The 19,153-nt window shown below is 70.9% G+C and carries 17 protein-coding genes; 11 read left to right on the top strand and 6 right to left on the bottom strand.

Annotated elements, in window-relative coordinates:
* The 5 genes from ACK1X7_RS06660 to dhaK form a co-directional block, all read right to left on the bottom strand.
* Positions 1 to 924 carry a terpene synthase family protein gene (locus ACK1X7_RS06660; protein WP_216347219.1) on the bottom strand — a complete coding sequence of 308 codons (924 nt, stop codon included), beginning with the start codon at positions 922 to 924 and terminating at the stop codon, positions 1 to 3.
* Positions 921 to 2,000 (bottom strand): polyprenyl synthetase family protein, encoded by a 1,080-nt coding sequence (locus ACK1X7_RS06655; RefSeq protein WP_361510648.1) that lies wholly within the window; start codon positions 1,998 to 2,000, stop codon positions 921 to 923. Before ACK1X7_RS06655 ends, ACK1X7_RS06660 begins: the two co-directional genes overlap by 4 nt.
* A gap of 713 nt (positions 2,001 to 2,713) precedes the next feature.
* A complete protein-coding gene (gene dhaM, locus ACK1X7_RS06650; RefSeq protein ID WP_390794610.1) occupies positions 2,714 to 3,130 on the bottom strand; it encodes a dihydroxyacetone kinase phosphoryl donor subunit DhaM in 417 nt (138 codons plus the stop codon).
* On the bottom strand, positions 3,127 to 3,762 hold the full coding sequence (gene dhaL, locus ACK1X7_RS06645) for a dihydroxyacetone kinase subunit DhaL (protein WP_093468828.1): 636 nt from the start codon (positions 3,760 to 3,762) through the stop codon (positions 3,127 to 3,129). The genes dhaM and dhaL overlap by 4 nt, the downstream gene beginning before the upstream one ends.
* 59 nt (positions 3,763 to 3,821) lie before the next feature.
* The gene (gene dhaK, locus ACK1X7_RS06640; RefSeq protein ID WP_385157931.1) at positions 3,822 to 4,814 is read right to left on the bottom strand and encodes a dihydroxyacetone kinase subunit DhaK; all 993 of its coding nucleotides are present in this window, start codon (positions 4,812 to 4,814) and stop codon (positions 3,822 to 3,824) included.
* 142 nt (positions 4,815 to 4,956) lie between these two features.
* Here dhaK and ACK1X7_RS06635 point away from each other — a divergent pair, with 142 nt between their 5' ends.
* From ACK1X7_RS06635 to ACK1X7_RS06590, 10 genes are all read left to right on the top strand, one after another.
* On the top strand, positions 4,957 to 7,065 hold the full coding sequence (locus tag ACK1X7_RS06635) for a pyridoxamine 5'-phosphate oxidase family protein (protein ID WP_385157933.1): 2,109 nt from the start codon (positions 4,957 to 4,959) through the stop codon (positions 7,063 to 7,065).
* A gap of 136 nt (positions 7,066 to 7,201) precedes the next feature.
* The gene (locus ACK1X7_RS06630; protein WP_385148260.1) at positions 7,202 to 8,380 is read left to right on the top strand and encodes an acyl-CoA dehydrogenase family protein; all 1,179 of its coding nucleotides are present in this window, start codon (positions 7,202 to 7,204) and stop codon (positions 8,378 to 8,380) included.
* A gap of 588 nt (positions 8,381 to 8,968) precedes the next feature.
* Positions 8,969 to 9,823, top strand: coding sequence for a universal stress protein (locus ACK1X7_RS06625; protein WP_413114760.1), 855 nt, complete (start codon positions 8,969 to 8,971; stop codon positions 9,821 to 9,823).
* Positions 9,824 to 10,177: 354 nt separating this feature from the next.
* Complete coding sequence (locus ACK1X7_RS06620) at positions 10,178 to 11,110, top strand: potassium channel family protein (protein WP_385148266.1); 933 nt, start codon at positions 10,178 to 10,180, stop codon at positions 11,108 to 11,110.
* Between the two features lie 391 nt (positions 11,111 to 11,501).
* The gene (locus ACK1X7_RS06615; RefSeq protein ID WP_385148269.1) at positions 11,502 to 12,656 is read left to right on the top strand and encodes a 4Fe-4S dicluster domain-containing protein; all 1,155 of its coding nucleotides are present in this window, start codon (positions 11,502 to 11,504) and stop codon (positions 12,654 to 12,656) included.
* On the top strand, positions 12,653 to 13,108 hold the full coding sequence (locus tag ACK1X7_RS06610) for a cyclic nucleotide-binding domain-containing protein (RefSeq protein ID WP_385148272.1): 456 nt from the start codon (positions 12,653 to 12,655) through the stop codon (positions 13,106 to 13,108). The genes ACK1X7_RS06615 and ACK1X7_RS06610 overlap by 4 nt, the downstream gene beginning before the upstream one ends.
* A complete protein-coding gene (locus ACK1X7_RS06605; RefSeq protein ID WP_385148275.1) occupies positions 13,105 to 13,917 on the top strand; it encodes an FAD/NAD(P)-binding protein in 813 nt (270 codons plus the stop codon). Before ACK1X7_RS06610 ends, ACK1X7_RS06605 begins: the two co-directional genes overlap by 4 nt.
* 1 nt (position 13,918) lies before the next feature.
* Positions 13,919 to 14,761, top strand: coding sequence for an oxidoreductase (locus ACK1X7_RS06600; protein ID WP_385148278.1), 843 nt, complete (start codon positions 13,919 to 13,921; stop codon positions 14,759 to 14,761).
* Positions 14,758 to 16,113 carry a Ni/Fe hydrogenase subunit alpha gene (locus tag ACK1X7_RS06595; RefSeq protein WP_385148281.1) on the top strand — a complete coding sequence of 452 codons (1,356 nt, stop codon included), beginning with the start codon at positions 14,758 to 14,760 and terminating at the stop codon, positions 16,111 to 16,113. Before ACK1X7_RS06600 ends, ACK1X7_RS06595 begins: the two co-directional genes overlap by 4 nt.
* On the top strand, positions 16,110 to 16,622 hold the full coding sequence (locus ACK1X7_RS06590; RefSeq protein ID WP_383147887.1) for a hydrogenase maturation protease: 513 nt from the start codon (positions 16,110 to 16,112) through the stop codon (positions 16,620 to 16,622). Before ACK1X7_RS06595 ends, ACK1X7_RS06590 begins: the two co-directional genes overlap by 4 nt.
* Positions 16,623 to 16,822: 200 nt before the next feature.
* Here the strand turns inward: ACK1X7_RS06590 and ACK1X7_RS06585 are convergent, their stop codons facing one another.
* Positions 16,823 to 16,954 carry a hypothetical protein gene (locus tag ACK1X7_RS06585; protein WP_383147893.1) on the bottom strand — a complete coding sequence of 44 codons (132 nt, stop codon included), beginning with the start codon at positions 16,952 to 16,954 and terminating at the stop codon, positions 16,823 to 16,825.
* On the opposite strand from ACK1X7_RS06585, the gene hypF reads away from it, so the two are divergent.
* On the top strand, positions 16,922 to 19,141 hold the full coding sequence (gene hypF / locus ACK1X7_RS06580; RefSeq protein WP_385148311.1) for a carbamoyltransferase HypF: 2,220 nt from the start codon (positions 16,922 to 16,924) through the stop codon (positions 19,139 to 19,141). The genes ACK1X7_RS06585 and hypF overlap by 33 nt on opposite strands.
* Positions 19,142 to 19,153: the final 12 nt, after the last annotated feature.

The following is a 19,153-nucleotide window of genomic DNA, read 5'->3' as shown; positions in this document are numbered from 1 at the left end:
TTACTGAATACGAGAGTTGACGTCGTTGACGGCCGTCTTGTAGCGCTTGTTGCTGATGGTCCAGACGAAGTTGCCGTAGATCAGATCGAGGAAGACGTCCTGCGTCAGTTGGTCGAACACCTTGATGCACTCAATGTCCTCGATCATGTCATCCAGCCGCGCCTGGAAGAACTCCTTGAACGTCGTCTCGTCGCTCACATCGCAGAGCCGGAAACAGTTGGTGATCTGGCCCAGTGAGACCTCGCGGTCATAGGAGTAGAAGTCGTTGACGATGGTGAGTCCGCGGGTGGTCATCCGTGCGGCCAGGCTTGTCCTGGCGTGCTCGGTGAACTCCGGATGCCGGTAGATCGGGTACGACATCTTCATCCAGAAGTCGACACCGATGTCCGTGACCCGGAAACGGAAATACTGCTCCGGGGAGGTGGTGCACAGCGCCGCCTTGATCGGCGAGTCGCGGAACATGTGGTCGCTGGTGACGAAGGCGCGCGCGGCCTCGTACGCGACCTCCGCGTCCTCGGGGCCGTAGTACTTCTCGCAGATCGCGCGCAGCTTCGGCAGGAAGAGATCGAAGTCATGGAGGGCGGGATCCATGTCGTCCCACACGAACGTCACGCAGTTCAGGACGCAGACGGCCTTGAACGCCTCCATGTCCTTGATATGGCGGGGGCTTTGAGACCAGAGCACCACCCCCATATAGGATATCCAGCGCTCATCGGAAACGGATTTACCGAGCGGGGCCACCGCCGCGTTGCAGTCGTCGATGACCTCGCGCAGTTCGGCGTCGGTCAATTCGACCTTGGTGGGCCGGGTGACGACATGGCGGTCGAACATCTCCTGGAAGCGGCCGGTGCACTCCTCCAGGTACGGGCGGACGCTGCTCCGGCTGATGTCCTGGGCCCCGGCCGCGGAAAGTCCTGTCGTCATGAGTTCCTCACAGTGGCCATGCGGGCGATCAGCTTCAGCGCGTTGACCGCGTCCGCGGTGAATGGGGCGTCGTCGAGGGCCCGCAGGGCCTGTGTCCGGCGGTCGTCGATCATCTGCTCGACGGCCTCCCGGGCGGTGGTGGCGGCGAAGATCTCCTGGATGGTCACGGCGTCCGACTCGTCGAGCAGCGGATTGCCGATGAGGCTGCGCAACCGCGCGGCCTGGGCGCTGTCGGAGCCGCGCAGGGCGAGCGCGATCAGGGTGGTGTTCTTCCCGGCCCGCAGATCGTCGAGCTGGGACTTGCCGGTGGACTCCGGATCGCCGTACACGCCCAGCAGATCGTCGCGGAGCTGGAACGCCTCGCCGAGCGGCAGGGCGTAGGCGGTGAACGCCTCCATGGCCTCCGGGGCGGCGCCCGCGATGGCGGCTCCGACGTGCAGCGGACGCTCGATGGTGTACTTGGCGGTCTTGTACCGGTTGACGGTGAGGGTGGCCTCGACGTCGTCCGTCAGCTCCCCGGTGGCCTGGAGATCGAGGTACTGGCCCAGCATCACCTCGGTGCGCATCTCCGACAGCAGCGGCAGTACGGCCTCGAACTGGGCGGGGGTGAGGCCGGCCGAGTGCAGCAGCTCGTCCGACCAGGTGAGCGCGAGGTCGCCGAGCAGCACCGCCCCGCTGACCCCGAACCGCTCGATCTGGTCCGGCCTGCGGTCGGCGGCGCACAGGGCGGCCAGGGTGCGATGGATGGTCGGCCGGCCGCGGCGGGTGTCGCTGTCGTCCATGACGTCGTCGTGGATCAGCGCGAAGGCGTGGAACATCTCCAGGCAGGCGGCCACCCGGAACACCGTGTCGGTGTCCTCACCGCCGCCGACGGCCTGCCAGCCGGTGACACACAACAGCGGCCGTATGCGCTTTCCGCCGGACAGGAAATCCTTGAGCAGTCCGGAGAGATACGGCAGATGGTGTTGCGGAGTGGTGTGGGCCTTGGCCGTCAGAAAGTCTTCGAGTACGACGTCCACCGACTCGCGGACGGTATCCGCGTCCAAGCGGCCGGGGCTGAGCGTGGGTGTGGTCATGCGACTGACTCCTCCACGTCGAAATGTCGAAATCCGTTGATTAAAGAGAAGAAAACAGGCACGCGGAAACCCTTGCTTCTCTGGAAAGATGGATTGCCGTCCGTGCTGTGTACGGCACCATGAAGGCAGAAGGCGGGATGTGACCGCTGCCCCATGGTCGATAGGTCGAACGCGCCGGTCGATGGGTCGAACGCGCCGCGACGGGCGCGAAGATCAGACGCTCAGGGGACCAGGGGATCGGCGCGGGTGGGGCATTTCCGCGCATGGAATCCAAGCCGGCCCGCAATGGGGCCCTGGCCGGTGCGACACCCGCGTCGACATCATCGGTTCGATGGATGCCAGGTGTGCGCGGGCACACTCAATTACGCCCATTTATTCCCCCTGAGTGCCGCCAGTCCCCCCACTCGGACATCAGCAGTCTAGACGCAAGATCGACGGATTCGGAAGCCCGTTCTGGTATCGCGCCTATCACTTGACGGCCGGGGGCCGGTGAGGTCTCGCCGCGCCGGGAGCGGTCCGAAACGGGCAACTCGCCCCGTACGCGGCGAGTATCAGGAGAATAAGCGGTGCGCAATATTGCGACAGAGGGTTCGTCGAAGGCTGAACGGGGCTCCGCCTTCCCCGGCGGAGCCCCGTTCAATAGCCTTGTGGTGTCCGATCTTGTGGTGCCGGACGTCGCCGTGCCGGACCTTGCGCTGTCAGACCTCGCGGTGTCAGACCTTGCGGTAGTCGTACGCCTCCGAGGCGGCCTGGAGCACCCCGTCCACATCCGCCCCGGTGGAGGCGGTGACGAGCGCCGCGACCGCCCCCTCCACGAGCGGCGCGTCCACCAATCGGGTGCCCTCCGGCAGTTCATCGCCCTCGGCCAGCAGCGCCTTGACGGCCAGGACCGCGCTGCCCAGGTCCACCAGGACCGCCACTCCGGCGCCCCGGTCGACCTCGTGGGCCGCCTCCGCTATGAGCTCCGGACTGGTGCCGAACCCGCCGTCCGCGGTGCCGCCAGCCGCGCGGACCGGTGCCGAGCCACCGCCGGACAGCCCCTTCGCCATCTCGGCCACCGAGTCCGCCACCGCCGCGCTGTGCGACACCAGCACTATGCCGACCAGCTTCTTCTCGCCCTCGTCGGTCATCGGGCCGCCTCCGCCAGTGCCGCGATGAGCAGTGCCGACGAGGTGGCGCCCGGGTCCTGGTGGCCCACGCTGCGCTCACCCAGATAGCTGGCCCTGCCCTTGCGCGCCAGCATGGGCACGGTGGCCAGGGCGCCCTTCTCGGCGGCCTCGCCCGCGGCCGCGAACGACCCGGTGGCCCCGCCCAGCGCCTCGACCGCGGGGAGCAGCGCGTCCAGCATCGTCTTGTCGCCGGGCGCGGCGCCGCCGAGCTGCGCCACCGCGTCCACCCCGGCCCGCAGCGCGTCCGCCAGTTGCTGCGGGGTGATCTGCTCGGCGTCGCCGAGCGCCTTTCCGGCCCGCCGCAGCAGCGTCCCGTACAGCGGTCCGGAGGCCCCGCCCACCTTGGAGATGAGCTGGCGCCCGGCCAGGATGAGGGTGGCCCCGGGCGAGCCCGGCGGCTCCTTCTCCAGCGCCTCGGCCACGGCGGCGAAGCCGCGCTGCATATTGGTGCCGTGGTCGGCGTCGCCGATCGCGGAGTCCAGATCGGTGAGACGGGCCGCCTCATGGCTCACGGACGTGGCCGCGGCGGTGAGCCATCGGAGGAAGAAAGGGGTGTCGAGCGTGTCATCGACGGCGGGTTCACTGCTGGACACAGGCGCCTCCTCGGTCGTAGCCAACGGCGACAGCGTACGTATCGGGGGCCGGCCGGCCTTCAGGCACCCCAGCGCAGCCCGGCGGTCCGCACGGGCGCGTCCCACAGCCGCAGGAGGTCCTCGTCGACCTGGCACAGCGTGATGGAGGCGCCCGCCATGTCGAGTGACGTGACGTAGTTGCCGACGAGCGTACGCGCCACCGTCACCTGCCGCTCGCCGAGCGCCCGGTGCACCTCGGCGGCGAAGCCGTACAGCTCGAGCTGCGGGGTCGCCCCCATGCCGTTGACCAGGAGCAGCACCGGGTTCTCCGGGCGCAGGTCCTCGACCACCACCTGCACGGCGTAGTCGGCGATCTCGTGGGAGGTCATCATCGCCCGTCGCTCACGCCCCGGCTCGCCGTGGATGCCAACCCCCAACTCCAGCTCCCCGGCGGGAAGTTCGAAGGTGGGGCCGCCCTTGGACGGGGTGGAACAGGGGCTGAGCGCGACGCCGAAGCTCCGCGAGAGCTCGTTCACCCGCCGGGCGATCGACTCCACCCGCTCCAGCGGCGCGCCCTCGGCGGCCGCCGCGCCCGCGATCTTCTCCACGAACAGGGTGGCCCCGGTGCCGCGCCGGCCCGCCGTGTAGAGGCTGTCGGTCACCGCCACATCGTCGTTGACCAGGACCTTCGCGACCTGGATGCCCTCGTCCTCGGCGAGCTCGGCGGCCATGTCGAAGTTGAGCACATCGCCCGTGTAGTTCTTGATGATGAACAGCACGCCCTGGCCGCTGTCCACCGCCGCCGCGGCGCGCACCATCTGATCCGGCACGGGGGAGGTGAACACCTCGCCGGGGCAGGCGGCGTCGAGCATGCCGCTCCCCACGAAACCGCCGTGCAGCGGCTCGTGTCCCGATCCGCCTCCGGAGATCAGCCCCACCTTGCCCTCGACCGGCGCGTCCCGCCGGACGATCACCCGGTTCTCGACGTCGACGATCAGTTCGGGGTGGCAGGCGGCCATTCCGCGCAGCGCGTCGGCGACCACCGTCTCGGGGACGTTGATGAGCATCTTCATGGGTGTGTCCGTCCTCCGCCGGATGGGGGCTGTGCACCGCTGCAACAGCCTACGGATCCGCCGCGTCCATGGCACCCCTTGGACACTGAGCCGGATGGCCCAATAGGACGAAAAAGGTACATAGATATCATATGGTGCGCGCATGGAGAATACTGCCGCACCGGCGGCCGCCGTCCTGCCCCCGCGCCCCCAGCCACGCCAGCCGCGGCGGTACCGCCGCCCGGCCCCCTGGCTCGGGCTGGTGGCCATCGGATACGCCGTGGTCCAGCTCGCCATGGTGATCCCGCACACCGGCCACGCGCTGGGCTGGGACGAGTCCGTGTACGTCTCCCAGGTCGATCCGCGCACCCCGCCCGCGTACTTCAGCGCACCCCGCTCGCGCGGCGTCAGTTTCCTGGTCGCGCCCCTCGTCGCCGCGACCGACTCCATTCCGGCGCTGCGGATCCTGCTCATGCTGATGTCCGCGGGCGCGCTCTACGGCGCCTTCCGGGTCTGGACCCGGCTGCTGCCCCCGGCTCAGGTCGCCCTGGCCGCGCTGCTGTTCTCCGGACTGTGGATCACCCAGATCAGCGGGCCCGCGGTGATGCCCAACCTCTGGGTGGCGATCGGCGCCGTCGCCGCCGTCGGCTGGTTCCTCCGCGCGCCGCACGAGACCAACGCCCGCTGGTGGCTGGCCGCCGTCCTCGCGGGCGTCACCCTGGTGCGCACCCCCGACGGAGGATGGCTCGCCCTGCCGCTCCTCGCCGGCGCGATCGGGGTGCGCACCTGGCGGCCCGCCCTGCCCGCGCTGATCGGCGGCCCGCTGCTCGGCGCCGCCCAGTGGATCGGTGAGGCGTACGACCGCTTCGGCGGCGTCGGCGAGCGGCTGAACGCCTCCAGCGAGGTCGAGGGCGGCATGGGCCTCCACTTCAGCGTGGGGGCCGCGCTGCGCAGCCTCAACGGACCTCAGCTCTGCCGCCCCTGCGAGGTGCCGCTGCGCCACCCGGAGCTGACCGTATGGTGGCTGGCGCTGCCCGTGCTGACCCTCCTGTGCGTCCATGCCGCGCTGCGCGACCGCCAAGAGCTGCGCCGGGTGCGGGTGGGGTTGGGCAGACCGGCCGTCCGGCTCCCGGCCGTACCGCTGACCGTGCTGCCCATCGTCTGCGCGGCCACCCTCGCCCTGCCGTATCTGCTGCTCATCGGCTACTCCGCACCGCGCTTCCTGATGCCCTCCTACGCGCTGCTGGCGCTGCCGATCGCCGGGCTGGTGTTCCGCGCGGTGCGGGCCGCGCGCTCACCGCAGCATCTGGCCGTCGCCCTCGGGGTGGTCATCACCCTCCATCTGGCCAGCCAGTTCGTCATCCTCCACCACACCGCCGAGCAGTCCGACCGCACCACCGGGCGCTATCGCACCGCCGCGCAGGGGCTGGAGCGGCTGGGGCTGCGGCCGCCCTGTCTGGTGACCGGCGACCGCGCCCTGCCCGTCGCGTACCACGCGGGCTGCTCCTCCGCGCAGACCAGCGGCAACAACCGGTCCACCACCCTGCCCACGCTGCTGCGCCGCGCCGCCCGTGAACCCACCGCGCTGCTGCTGCCGCGCGGCCGGACCCGGCCGCCGTCCTACGCCCGGACCTGGGTCGGCTATCCGCTGCCGGGCACCGAGTGGAACGCGTATCTGCCACCGGATCAGGCGCGGGAGTCGGAAGCCGGGAAATCCCGACAGGAGATGTCCGGAAACGGCCCGAGCATGGGCGCCATGACGATGACCTACCCGACCACGAGCTGGGCCGGATTCGCGGCGGCCGAGCCCGCCTTCGCCGACTACGCCCAGGACCGCTTCGGCCGCTACCGCCACCATGTGCTGGCCACCCTGCGCCAGGACGGCTCCCCGCGGGTGACACCGCTCGAAGTCAACTTCCTCTCCGGCGAGTTGTGGCTGGGCATGATGCCCGACTCGCGCAAGGCGCTGGACCTGCGCCGCGATCCGCGGTTCTCGGTGCAGGCCAACCCCGGCCCCGGCGACGGGCTGACCGAGGGCGATGTGCGGGTGAGCGGCCGGGCGGTCGAGGTGACCGACCCCGGGACGGTCGCCCGCTTCGCCCAGGAGGTCAGGCCGCCCGAGCCCTTCCACCTCTACCGTGCCGAGCTGACCGAAGTGGTGCACACCGCCCTGGAGAACGGGGAGATGGTGCTGCGCACCTGGCGTCCGGGCCAGCCGGTTCAGGTCGTACGGCGCGGCACCGACGACAGCCCGCCCCGGGTGGAGGGCTGAGGCCCGGGCCGTGGACCGGGTCGACGGGCCCGGTCCACGGCCCTTCCGTATTGTTGGAACACGTTCTACCGTGCCCCTCGATCCCAGGACGCTCCCAGACCGCCGACACGGCGCACGCGAGACTCCAGGAGGGGCCGTGGACCTCGAATACACCCCTGATCAGCGGCGGTTGCGCGATGAGCTGCGCGCGTACTTCGCCGAGCTGGTCCCCGATGACGCCTACGCCCGCTACGCCGACTCCACCGGGCAGAAGCGGTTCTACCGCGAGACCATCCGCCGGCTCGGCACCGACGGCTGGCTGGGGGTCGGCTGGCCCCAGGAGTACGGCGGGCGCGGGCTCGGCCCGGTCGAGCAGTTCATCTTCTTCGACGAGGCGGCCCAGGCCGGCGTGCCGCTGCCGCTGATGGCGCTCAACACGGTCGGGCCCACGATCATGCGGTTCGGCACCGAGGAGCAGAAGGCGTACTTCCTGCCCAAGGTCCTCTCCGGCGAGATCGACTTCGCGATCGGCTACAGCGAGCCCGACGCCGGTACCGACCTCGCCTCCCTCAAGACCCGCGCGGTGCGCGAGGGCGACGAGTACATCGTGAACGGCCAGAAGACCTGGACGACCAACGGCGACACCGCCGACTGGGTCTGGCTCGCGGTCCGCACCGACCCGGACGCCAAACCCCACAAGGGCATCAGCATCCTGCTGGTCCCGACCGCCGACCCCGGCTACTCCGCCACCCTCATCAAGACCCTCGCCTCCCACGACACCACCGCCAGCTACTACGAGAACATCCGCGTCCCGGTCACCCGCCGGGTCGGCCCCGAGAACGAGGGCTGGCGCATGATCACCACCCAGCTCAACTTCGAGCGGGTCACCCTCGCCGCCCACGGCACCATGGCCATCCGCGCCCTGCGCGGCGTCCGCCAGTGGGCCGCCGACACCAAGCTCCCCGACGGCCGCCGGGTGATCGACCTGGCCTGGGTACGCGGCCGGCTGGCCCGTACACACGCCCGGCTGGACGCCATGAAGGTGCTCAACTGGCAGATGGTGGACGCCCTCCAGCGCGACACGCTCACCCCGCAGGACGCCTCCGCCGTCAAGGTGTACGGCTCCGAGGCGCGCCGCGACGCCTACGCCTGGCTGATGGAGATCGTCGGCGCCGCGGGGCCGCTCAAGGAGGGCTCGGCGGGCGAGGTCCTCCATGGAGAGCTGGAGCGCGGCTACCGCAGCAGCGTCGTCTTCACCTTCGGCGGCGGCAACAACGAGATCCAGCGGGAGATCATCTCCTGGATCGGCCTGGGGATGCCGCGGGTGCGCCGCTGAGCCGCCGCGGCGGCCTCGCGCAACTGCCCCCGCACGCCCAGCACGTCGCTCAACGGTCACCATCGAAGCAGGACGGACTCCCGTCGGATGGCCCGGTCGCAGGGGCGGTGGGAGACGCGGTTTCGTCCTCCACACGCCCACGACATGTGGTGATGGCACGGGATTCTTATCGTGGGGTGGGAAGCGAGCGCCGGACGTTCACAAGGGACCGGACCTGTCAGCGGCCACGACCCCGGTCGTCGAGCGGCTGCGGAGGCTTCGTCGCCCTGGTCGACGGCTGCACCGCGTCGTGTGGCGAGGCGCTCGAAAGCAGGTCCGGACTACTACCCGGGGACTTATGGGTGAGGGTTCCCACGAGGGGCTTGCGCTCCGACCCAGGCTCGAGAACGAGGACATGGTCGACCTGCAAACCGGGTCGCACTCGGCGATTGCCCGGCTCTCTGGCTGGCGCGCGGCCAGTGCTGCACCGGTTCGCCCATGGACCACTCGGTCGCCGGTGTGGATCGGTGCTCCATGGGGCGAGGGCGGCGCACCGGAGAGCATGGATACGGTGCGGTCGCCTGACGCCCGGCGCCAGAGGAGGCACCGATGGTGCGAGCTGTAACCGTGGGACTCGCCGGTTCAGTCGAGAGCCTGGTCGCGGCCGGTTGGGCGGCCCGTGAGGCGCGGTTGCGCGACGCTCCACTGCGCATGGTGAACGCGTGGCCGGGCCCCGATCAGCCGGCGCTGACCCCGGGCCGGGAGGTGGCCTGGCAGTACTGGGCCGAACAAGCCCTGCGGGCTGTGCGGGCCGAGTTGGGCACCGATGATCCGGAATTGGAGATTCTCACCGCGCAGATTTCCGGCTATCCCGCGCGTGTGCTGCTGGCCGAGGCGGAAAGCTCCCAGGTGTTGGTGGTCGGCTCCCGCGCGATCGGGCCGGTCGCCGGGTTTTTTCTCGGCTCCGTCGGCCTGGAGGTCGCTGCCCGCGCCGCCTGTCCTGTCGCTTTGGTCCGGGCAGAGGGCGCCGCCATTCGGCACGGCGATGTGGTTGCGGGTGTCCAGCTCAAGGGCCGATACGACCACGTGCTGGCGTTCGCATTCGAGGCTGCCACCCGGCGTGGCGCGGCGCTTCGGGCCGTGTACGCCAGCAGATGCCTTGCCATCCGGGACTCGGTGCCCTGGGAGGCCGGCGTGGGGATGAGCGGCGTGGGGGAGGAGGCGGAGTGGGCGCTGGGCGAGGTGCTGGCGAGCTGGCGGCACAAGTTCCCCGATGTGCGGGTGTTCGCGGAGGTCACGGCGGACAGCCCGTCCCGGCGACTGGTGGGCGCCGCCGCCGGGGCGGCGCTGATCGTTGTTGGCCGGGGTCGGCGCCAGATGGGCCTCGGGCCCCGGCTGGGGCCTGTCGGACAGGCTGTGGTGCACCACGCGGCCTGCCCGGTCGCGGTTGTTCCCCGCGATTGACTTCTTCATCCCCATTCCGGCGCGGAATCACCCAGGAAGACCGTTTTCGGTAGATGGTGGCGCCCGGCCGTCCAGTCGGACCCGCCGCTCAAGGGGAGTTCGCGGGCGTGGTCAGGGGGATACTCGCCAGCGTCACGACGGCCCGTATCGGTAGCGGGAGGCTCAGCCGTGGGTGGCCTTCTGCCACAGGGATCGCGACCGCACCGGCATCTGGGCACGGCGATTCGACGCTGTGGGGTGCTGTCGCCCGATTAGGCTTCGAGAGCTGGGTCAGCATGGTCGGTAGGAGCTGCTGACGGTGGCCTGGGCTGCCTGAGGCCGTGGCCTCACGGGACAGGGCCGTGGGAGACATGTATGGAGTGGTTGGTCTCGCTGGTTGGCGTCGGGCTGGTCATGGCTGCCCTGCGAGACCTGTTCCACACCCTCTGGCACCCCACCCGCCATGGCGGTCTGAGCCGCCTCGTCATGACGGCCCTGTGGAGACTGGCGCGGCATGTCCGTGCACGCAGGCGTGTGGTCGGGCTCATCGGGCCGCTCGCCATGGTGACGGTGATTGGCATGTGGGCCGTCATCATCATCCTGGGATGGGCCATCGTCTATTGGCCTTACATGCCAGAGGCATTCACCTTCACGCCCGGTTCCAAGGCGGCGCAGCAGCCGGCGCTGCTCGACTCCGTGTACCTGTCGCTTGTCACCATCGCTACTCTGGGGCTGGGGGACGTCGTGCCCACCGAAGGCTGGCTCCGACTGGTTTCGCCGTTGGAGGCGCTCATCGGTTTCGTTCTCCTGACCGCCACGGTCTCCTGGATGCTCGAGATCTACCCGGCGCTGACTCGCAGGAGGGTCCTGGCCATCCGGCTGGCGCTACTGCGTGGCTCGAACCCGACGGCCGGGCAGCTCGACTGCGCTGTGGGGGCTCTGCTGCTGGACAGTCTGGCCACTGACATCGTGCGCGTCCGCATCGACTTCACCCAGTACGCCGAGGCCTACTACTTCCATGATGGCGAGGACCACGCCTCTCTCGCGGCCACGGTGGGCTATGCCGCTGCCCTCGCTGAGCGCGGGCAGGCAGCTCGGCGTCCGGACGCGTCTCTGGCCGGTGACCTGCTCGCTCGTGCGCTGGAAGACCTCGCTACTACCCTTGACCAGCGTTTTCTCCATACGGGGGGCACACCGACGGAGGTTTTCGCCGCCTACGCCGCTGACCACGGCCGCTGCCGCCGTCCTGATGACTCTGCCCAGGCGGCCTCCTCGGTGCCGCCTGGCGCGGATGGTCCACAAGGATGAGCGGAGCGCTCTCGCTTCCGCCCGTCGTCGTGAAGGAATCCCTCGGTCTGTCGTTCATCGGCTCGGCTCCTCGGCGTCAGCACCTTGAGAAAGCGGGTCCGGCCTTCCACGGCGGTGGGATGAGCCGTGTCTCGGCCCGAGCCTCTTTCAGCGCGACTGGCAGCGGCTCCAGCTCAGCCGCGAGTTCCGCCGTGCGATCCGCGGGTACGTCCCCGGACCGGAGAGGTACCCGCTGCCCGGCAGCGATGTCCGGCCCGCATTCGCCCGCACAGCGGTGCGGGTGTGCGCATTCGGTCGACCACTCCCGTGTCGGGGCCGGAATTCCCACCCTCACGACCGGATGTGTGCACAGATTGAGCCCAGTGCCAGGCCGATGACCGGGGTGAGCTGTGTGAGCACGGAGACTCTTCCTTCGGCCGAGGGATCCATCATCGGCAAGGCTGGTCTGGCCGCCCTGGTCGATGTTCTGCGGGTGCGCGGATACACGGTGATCGGCCCCACGGTGCGGGACGGTGCCATCGTCCTGGAGGAGCTGGAATCCGCGGCTCAGCTACCGTACGGATGGGGCGTCGATCTGGAAGCCGGACAGTACCGGCTGCGGTCGCGTACGGATGGTGCGGCCTTTGCCAACGCGGCCGGTCCGCAGTCGTGGAAGACGTTTCTGCACCCCGCCAGGGTTCGCCAGTGGACGGCCGAACGAGCGGGTGGAGAGCTGGTCATCGAGCCGGACGTCACCCCGCCTCCCCGCTTCGCGTTCCTCGGTGTCCGCTCCTGCGATCTGCGGGCCATCGCCGTCCAGGACCGGGTGCTCACCGCCGGGCCGCACCCCGACCCGGTCTATCGGGGCAGGAGGTCCGGGGCGTTTCTGGTGGCGGTGGAGTGCACGGAGCCCGGTGGGACCTGCTTCTGTGTCTCAATGGGCACGGGCCCGGCCGCCGGGCCCGGGTACGACCTGGTGCTGACCGAGCTGGTCGACGACGAGGGGCACCGGTTCTGGATCCGCAGTGGCAGCTCCGAGGGGGCCGAGATCCTGGCGGAGCTGCCGGGCGAACCGGCTTCCGAGGCCGTCTGCCGGGCCGCCGCGGGCGCCGTCGCGTCCGCCGCCGACCGGATGGGCCGCACGATGCCGGACACCGACCTGCAACGGCTGATGGCGGAGACGCTGGAAGCGCCACGCTGGGACGATGTCGCCTCTCGGTGCCTGACCTGCGGCAACTGCACCATGGTGTGTCCGACCTGCTTCTGCACCACCACCGAGGATGTCACCGACCTGACGGGGGACCACGCCGAGCGCTGGCGGGTCTGGGACGTCTGCTTCGACCTGGACTTCTCCTACTTGCCGGGCGGACCCGTACGCGCCTCGCCGCGCAGCCGCTACCGGCAGTGGCTCACCCACAAACTGGGCACCTGGTACGACCAGTTCGGGTCCTCGGGATGTGTGGGCTGCGGGCGGTGCATCGTCTGGTGTCCGGTCGCCATCGACATCACCGAGGAGGCCGCGGCCCTGCACGACTGGACCCGGCGTGCGGAGGACGAGCCACGATGACCGGGTGGCCACTGCTGCTGGAGACCCTTCCGCGGGTCCAGCGCGACCGGCTGTTCACGCTCGCCGACGAGCGGGACTTCTCCGCGGGCAGCACCCTGTTCGACGAGGGCGGCATCGCCGACCGGTTCTGGCTGATCCGTTCCGGTGAGGTCGCCCTGGATGTGTACGTCCCCGGCCGTCGGGCTCAGGTGGTGGAGACCCTCGGGCCGCGGCAGCAGCTCGGATGGTCGTGGATCTTCCCGCCGTACCGCTGGCATCTGGGCGCCCGTGCCTTGGGGGCCGTGCGGACGTGGGAGTTTCCCGCTGCCGAGGTGCGTGAGTTGTGCATGGCCGATACAGAGCTCGGATACGAGCTGATGCTGCGCTGCGCGGCGCTGATCGCCGACCGGCTCCAGGCCACCCGGTTGCGGCTGCTCGACCTGTACACACCGCATGGAAGCGTCCCGTCGTGACCACCGTGCCCTTGCCATACCGGGTGACCGCCGTCTCGGAGGAGACCGCGGACTGCGTGTCGCTCGAGGTGACACCGGTGGGACGAGCGCTGCCGGAGTTTTCGCCGGGCCGGTTCGCCATGGTGTACGCCTTCGGCGTCGGTGAGGTGCCGATCTCGGTCAGTGCGATCCGTGACGGCCACCGTCTGGTGCACACCGTGCGCGCGATCGGGGCGGTCACCGGCGCGCTGTGCCGGCTCAGGGCGGGGGACGCGGTCGGCCTGCGGGGCCCCTACGGCATCGGCTGGGACCTCGACGCCGCGGCCGGATCCGACGTCCTGGTGGTCGCCGGCGGCATCGGGCTCGCCCCGCTGCGCCCGGTGGTGCGCCATGTGCTCGACCACCCCGGCCACTACGGCCGCCTCCACGTGCTGATCGGGGCCCGCACCCCTGCGGATCTGCTCTTCGGAGAGGAACTGGAGCACTGGCGGCGCGCCTCGGCACAGGTGGAGGTGACCGTCGACCGGCCCGGCCCGGGCTGGCGTGGCAGCGTGGGCGTGGTCACCACTCTGCTGGACCGGGCCGACTGGCGCCCGCCTCGGACCACCGCGCTGATCTGCGGTCCCGAGGTGATGATCCGGCACACCGCCCGGGCGCTGCTCGCCCGCGGCCTGCCCGTGCCTCGGATCCAGGTGTCGTTGGAGCGGAACATGCGCTGCGGTACCGGCCACTGCGGGCACTGTCAGCTCGGGCCGCTCCTGCTGTGCCGGGACGGCCCGGTGGTCGGCTACGACCGTACCCGGTCCCTGCTGGCCGTGAGGGAGCTGTGAGATGGATTCCGACGCCCGCCCCTCCCTCGCCGTGTGGAAGTTCGCCTCATGCGACGGCTGCCAGCTCACCCTGCTCGACTGCGAGGACGAGCTGCTGCCGCTCACCGGCCGGCTGCGCATCGCACACTTTCTGGAGATGTCCACTGCTGAGGACTCACAGGAGCCGGCCACTCTGGCGGGGACCGGACCGTACGACCTCTCCCTGGTCGAGGGATCCGTCACCACCGCCGAGGACGTCCAGCGCATCCACCACATCCGGCGGATCTCCCGCCGCCTGGTCACCATCGGGGCCTGTGCCACCGCGGGCGGCGTCCAGGCGCTGCGCAACTTCGCGGACGTCGAGGAGTTCCGCGCCGCGGTCTACGCCGGCCCGGAGTACATCGCGACCCTGGACACCTCCACCCCGATCTCGGCGCATGTACCGGTCGACTTCGAGCTGCGTGGGTGCCCGATCGACCGCGGCCAGCTACTGGAGGTGATCACGGCGTTTCTGGCCGGGCGCAGGCCGAACATCTCCGGTCAAAGCGTCTGCTTCGAGTGCAAGCGGCGCGGCACGACCTGTATCACCGTCGCGCACGGCACTCCCTGCCTGGGGCCGGTCACCCACGCCGGGTGCGGTGCCCTCTGTCCCGCCTACGGGCGTGGCTGTTACGGCTGCTTCGGGCCGGTCGCGCAGCCCAACCTGGAATCCATGGTGAGCCAGTTGCGTCATGACGGCATGTCCGAGCGGGATGTCCTGCGCGTCTTCCGCACCTTCAACGCGGCCTCGCCCGAATACGCCCCCGTACCCGGGCTCGCCGCCCAGGGGCCCACCGAGCCCCCGGCGGAGGAAGAGCCCCGATGAGCCACCGCGGATCCCGCGTCCTGCGCCTGGACGCACTCGCCCGGGTGGAGGGCGAGGCCGGCCTCCATCTGACCGTGCACGACGGGACGGTGGCCGAGGCGCGGCTGCGGATCTACGAGCCACCCCGCTTCTTCGAGGCGTTCCTCGTCGGGCGCGGGCACGGCGAGCCGCCCGACATCACCTCACGGATCTGCGGGATCTGCCCGGTCGCGTACCAGATGACCGCATGCCAGGCCATCGAGCAGGCCTGCGGGGTGACGGTGGGCGGACCGCTCGCGGAACTGCGGCGGCTGCTCTACTACGGCGAATGGATCGAGAGCCAGTCCCTGCACATCCATCTGCTGCACGCCCCCGACTTCTTCGGCCACCCCAGCGCGGTCGAACTCGCCCGCGACCAACGCGGCGCCGTGGAACGCGGCCTGCGGATCAAACAAGCGGGCAACGCCATCATGGAACAACTCGGCGGCCGCGCCATCCACCCGATCAACGTCCGCATCGGCGGCTTCTACCGCGCACCCGCTCCGGCGGAACTCATCCCGCTGGCCGAGCGGCTGCGCCGGGCTCATGACGACGCGCTGGAGACCGTGCGCTGGGTGTCCGGCTTCGACTTCCCCGATGCCGCCTACGACGGCCCGCTGCTGGCGATGCGGGACCCCGGCCGGTACGCCATCGACTCCGGAACCCCCGCCGTCATGGCCGCGGGGGCCGGCTCAAACGGCGCCACCCCCGTAGGAGCGCTTCCGGTGGAGGAGTTCGAGCACCACGTGGTGGAACGGCAGGTCCCCCACTCGACCGCCCTGGTGTCCGAGCTGGACAGTCACCACTACCTGACCGGCTCACTGGCCCGGTACGCGATCAGCGGACAGTGGCTCCACCCTTCGGCCCTCGAAGCCGCGTGGGAGGCGGGGCTCGGCGATCCGACCACCGGGGCGGTGTGCCGCAATCCGTTCCGGAGCATCATCGTCCGCGCCGTCGAGGTGGCCCACGCCGTGGCCGAGGCACTGCGGATCATCGACGCCTACGAGCCGCCCTCCCGGCCGTACGTCGAGGTGCCACCGCGCTCGGCGACCGGCTGCGCGGCCACCGAGGCGCCGCGCGGGCTGCTCTACCACCGCTACGCCATGGACGCGGACGGCACCCTCACCCTCGCCCGTATCGTGCCACCCACCGCGCAGAACCAGGCCGCCATCGAGGACGACCTCCGCCGCCAGGTGCAGTCCCGCCTGGACGGGCCGGGCGAGCCGGCCGACGACGAGGAGCTGACCGCGCTGTGCGAGCGGGCCGTTCGCAACCATGACCCGTGCATCTCCTGTTCGGCGCACTTCCTGGACCTGACGGTGGAGCGCGGATGACGGGCCGGGTGGTGGTCATCGGCGTGGGCAATCCGTTCCGCCGGGACGACGGAGCCGGCCCGGCCGTCATCGAGGCACTGCGCGCCAATCCGCCGGGGGACACGCTGCTGCTCGACAGCGACGGCGAGCCCGGGAGGATGCTCGGCCTCTGGCACCGTCTGGACGCCGTCGTCGTGGTCGAGGTGGTGCACGCGCATCCCGGGCAGCCGGGGCGGCTGCACACCCTGACGGCAGAGCAGGCCGCGCGTTCGGCGGCGCGCCCGGCCAGTACGCACGCCTTGGGCCTCGGTGAGACGTTCGCCCTGGCCGCGGCGCTCGACCGGATGCCCCGGGAGCTCACGGTGCACGCCGTCGAAGGGGCCGATTTCAGCCTCGGGCGCGGGCTCAGCCCGCCGGTGGCCGACGCGTTCCCCGCATTGCTCCGCCATGTGGCCAGGGCCATCGCCGACGCTCACGACCGCCTGCGGCACACAGTCGGTCAACTGATGGGGCATCAGGAGACCGCATAGCCGACGGTCTCGGCGGCGTCGCGCCTGGCTTGAGCCGTTCGGGGCGTTGGGGGCGACCGCCCGCGCGTGGTTTCCCACGCTGGCCGATCCGGTTCCTAGCATGACCGAGGGCCCGGCCAGGCGGCTTCCGCCCCACGGCCGGGCCCGGGCTCCGCGCACAAGCTCACGACCACACCGGACGGAAGTGCCGCCCCCATGGATCAGCCGGCCATCGCTCCCCATTCCACCCCACCGGGGCGGGCGTGAGGGCTGTCGACCATCAGCGGCCGGTCCGCCGCCTGGTGGCCGTCGGTGGCGTGGTGCAGGGTGTCGGCTTCCGTCCCTTCGTCCATGCCTTGGCCACCGAACTGGGCCTGTCCGGACGAGTGGCCAACGGACCGGCCGGGGCCCGCATCGAGATCGAGGGCGGCCCCGACGCGGTGGCCGCCTTCTGCCACCGGCTGACGGCGGACGCACCCCCGCTGGCGGACATCGTCTCGGTGGCCACCTCCGAGATGCCCTCGACCGGCGGCACCGGCTTCGCGATCGTGCCCTCCACGACGGGCCACGGCCGCACCCTGGTCCCGCCCGACGCCGCCACCTGCGACGCCTGTCTGACGGAGCTTGCCGATCCGGCCGACCGCCGCCACCGGCACCCGTTCATCACCTGCACCGACTGCGGCCCGCGCTTCACCATCACCACCGTCATGCCGTACGACCGGGCCATGACCACCATGGCGGCGTTCCCGATGTGCCCGGACTGCGCGGCGGAATACACGGACCCGTCCGACCGGAGGTTCCACGCCCAGCCCATCGCCTGCTGGGCCTGCGGGCCACGCTTGAGACTCACCGGCGCCGTACGACGGGAGGACGGGGCCGCGTTGGCCGAAGCCCGGCGGATGCTGGAGGCCGGGGCGATCCTGGCGGTCAAGGGCATCGGCGGCTATCACCTGGTCTGCGACGCCACCGCCGCGAGGACCGTGGGCGAACTGCGACGCCGCAAGGCCCGTGGCGACAAGCCGTTCGCCGTCATGGCGCCTGATCCCGACACCGCCGCCCGGCTCGGCCACCTCGGCCCGGCGGAGCGCCGCGTGCTCACGGGGCGGTCGCGTCCCATCGTGCTGTTGCGCCGCCGAACTCCGTCTCCGCTCGCACCGCAGGTGTGTCCGGGCAGCCCGGACATCGGGGTGATGTTGCCCTACACCCCGTTGCACCGGCTCTTGTTCGGCCTTCCGGGCGATCCACCTGGTCCCGGCGTCTTGGTGGTGACCAGTGGGAACATCTCCGGCGAGCCGCTGGTGACCGACGACCGGGAGGCGCTGCGCCGTCTGGACGGGCTGGCCGATGCCCGGCTCTCGCATGACCGGCCCATTGTGGTCGCCTGTGACGACTCGGTGGTCCGGGTCCGTGCGGACGGTTCGCCGCTGCCGGTCCGCCGCTCGCGCGGCTTCGCCCCGGTGCGCATCCGTCTTCCGGTGGCCGTCCGTCCGGTTCTCGCGGTCGGTGGGGATCTGAAGAACACCCTGTGCTTGGCAGAAGGCGACTCCGCCTGGCTGTCCGCCCACATCGGGGACATGGACAGCCTGGCCGCCCAGCGGGCCTTCGAGCGCGCCGAGGGGCATCTGCGCGCGCTCACCCGCGTCGAGCCGGTCCGCGTCGCGGCTGATCGCCACCCCGGCTACCGGACCGCGCGATGGGCACGGCGTGACGGACGGCCGCTCACCCTGATCCAGCACCACCACGCCCACATCGCTTCCGCCATGGTGGAGCACGGACTGGACGAGCCGGTGCTCGGCGTCGCCTTCGACGGCACCGGCTACGGCGACGACGGCGCCGTCTGGGGCGGCGAGGTGCTGCTGGCCGACTACGCGGGCTACCGCCGCCTGGCGCACCTGGCGTACGCACCCCTGCCGGGCGGTGACGCGGCGGTGCGCAATCCGTATCGGATGGCACTGGCGCATCTGCGCGCGGCCGGTCTCGCCTGGGCGCCCGACCTGCCGTGCGCGGCCGCCTGCCCACCCGAAGAACTTCGGCTGCTGGAAAGCCAGTTGGCGCGCGGTATCGCGTGTGTGCCGACCTCCAGCATGGGGCGGCTGTTCGATGCCGTGTCCTCGCTGGTCGGCGTCTGTCACCGGGCGGGGTACGAGGCTCAGGCCGCCGTGGAGTTGGAGGCCGCGGCCCTGACCGCCGACGGGGCGCGGGACGGCTATGCCTTCGCGCTCGAGGATCCCGCATCGCTGCTGGGCGCGATCGTGGCCGATCTCCGCACGGGTACGGCGGTCCCGCTGATCGCCGCCCGCTTCCACCTGGCGGTCGCCGGTGCGGTCCGCACGGCCTGCCGGAAGGCACGCCGGAGCACGGGAGCGCGGACGGTCGTCCTCACCGGCGGGGTGTTCGCCAACGCCCTCCTGGACGAGATGTGCACCGCCGGGCTGGGCGAGGACGGTTTCACCGTCCTCGGGCACACGGTGGTGCCGCCCGGCGACGGCGGCCTGGCCCTGGGACAGGCGGTCATCGCCGGCCGCGTCGCCGACGACTGAGGAACCGAGGAG

It is taken from the genome of Streptomyces sp. CY-1 (assembly GCF_047218265.1).
In the GTDB taxonomy this organism is placed as follows: Bacteria; Actinomycetota; Actinomycetes; order Streptomycetales; family Streptomycetaceae; genus Streptomyces; species Streptomyces niphimycinicus.
Note: the sequence above shows the minus strand (reverse complement) of the source record. Positions and strands in the feature narration are given on the sequence as shown.

Bases quoted from the DNA above. Each gene is read 5' to 3' on its own strand.
- ACK1X7_RS06610 (WP_385148272.1), top strand. From the start codon at position 12,653: ATGACCGGGTGGCCACTGCTGCTGGAGACCCTTCCGCGGGTCCAGCGC.
- ACK1X7_RS06655 (WP_361510648.1), bottom strand. From the start codon at position 2,000: ATGACCACACCCACGCTCAGCCCCGGCCGCTTGGACGCGGATACCGTC.
- dhaM (WP_390794610.1), bottom strand. From the start codon at position 3,130: ATGACCGACGAGGGCGAGAAGAAGCTGGTCGGCATAGTGCTGGTGTCG.
- ACK1X7_RS06625 (WP_413114760.1), top strand. From the start codon at position 8,969: ATGGTGCGAGCTGTAACCGTGGGACTCGCCGGTTCAGTCGAGAGCCTG.
- ACK1X7_RS06585 (WP_383147893.1), bottom strand. From the start codon at position 16,954: ATGGACGAAGGGACGGAAGCCGACACCCTGCACCACGCCACCGACGGC.
- dhaK (WP_385157931.1), bottom strand. From the start codon at position 4,814: ATGAAGATGCTCATCAACGTCCCCGAGACGGTGGTCGCCGACGCGCTG.
- ACK1X7_RS06620 (WP_385148266.1), top strand. From the start codon at position 10,178: ATGGAGTGGTTGGTCTCGCTGGTTGGCGTCGGGCTGGTCATGGCTGCC.
- ACK1X7_RS06595 (WP_385148281.1), top strand. From the start codon at position 14,758: ATGAGCCACCGCGGATCCCGCGTCCTGCGCCTGGACGCACTCGCCCGG.
- ACK1X7_RS06590 (WP_383147887.1), top strand. From the start codon at position 16,110: ATGACGGGCCGGGTGGTGGTCATCGGCGTGGGCAATCCGTTCCGCCGG.
- ACK1X7_RS06660 (WP_216347219.1), bottom strand. From the start codon at position 924: ATGACGACAGGACTTTCCGCGGCCGGGGCCCAGGACATCAGCCGGAGC.
- ACK1X7_RS06600 (WP_385148278.1), top strand. From the start codon at position 13,919: ATGGATTCCGACGCCCGCCCCTCCCTCGCCGTGTGGAAGTTCGCCTCA.
- ACK1X7_RS06635 (WP_385157933.1), top strand. From the start codon at position 4,957: ATGGAGAATACTGCCGCACCGGCGGCCGCCGTCCTGCCCCCGCGCCCC.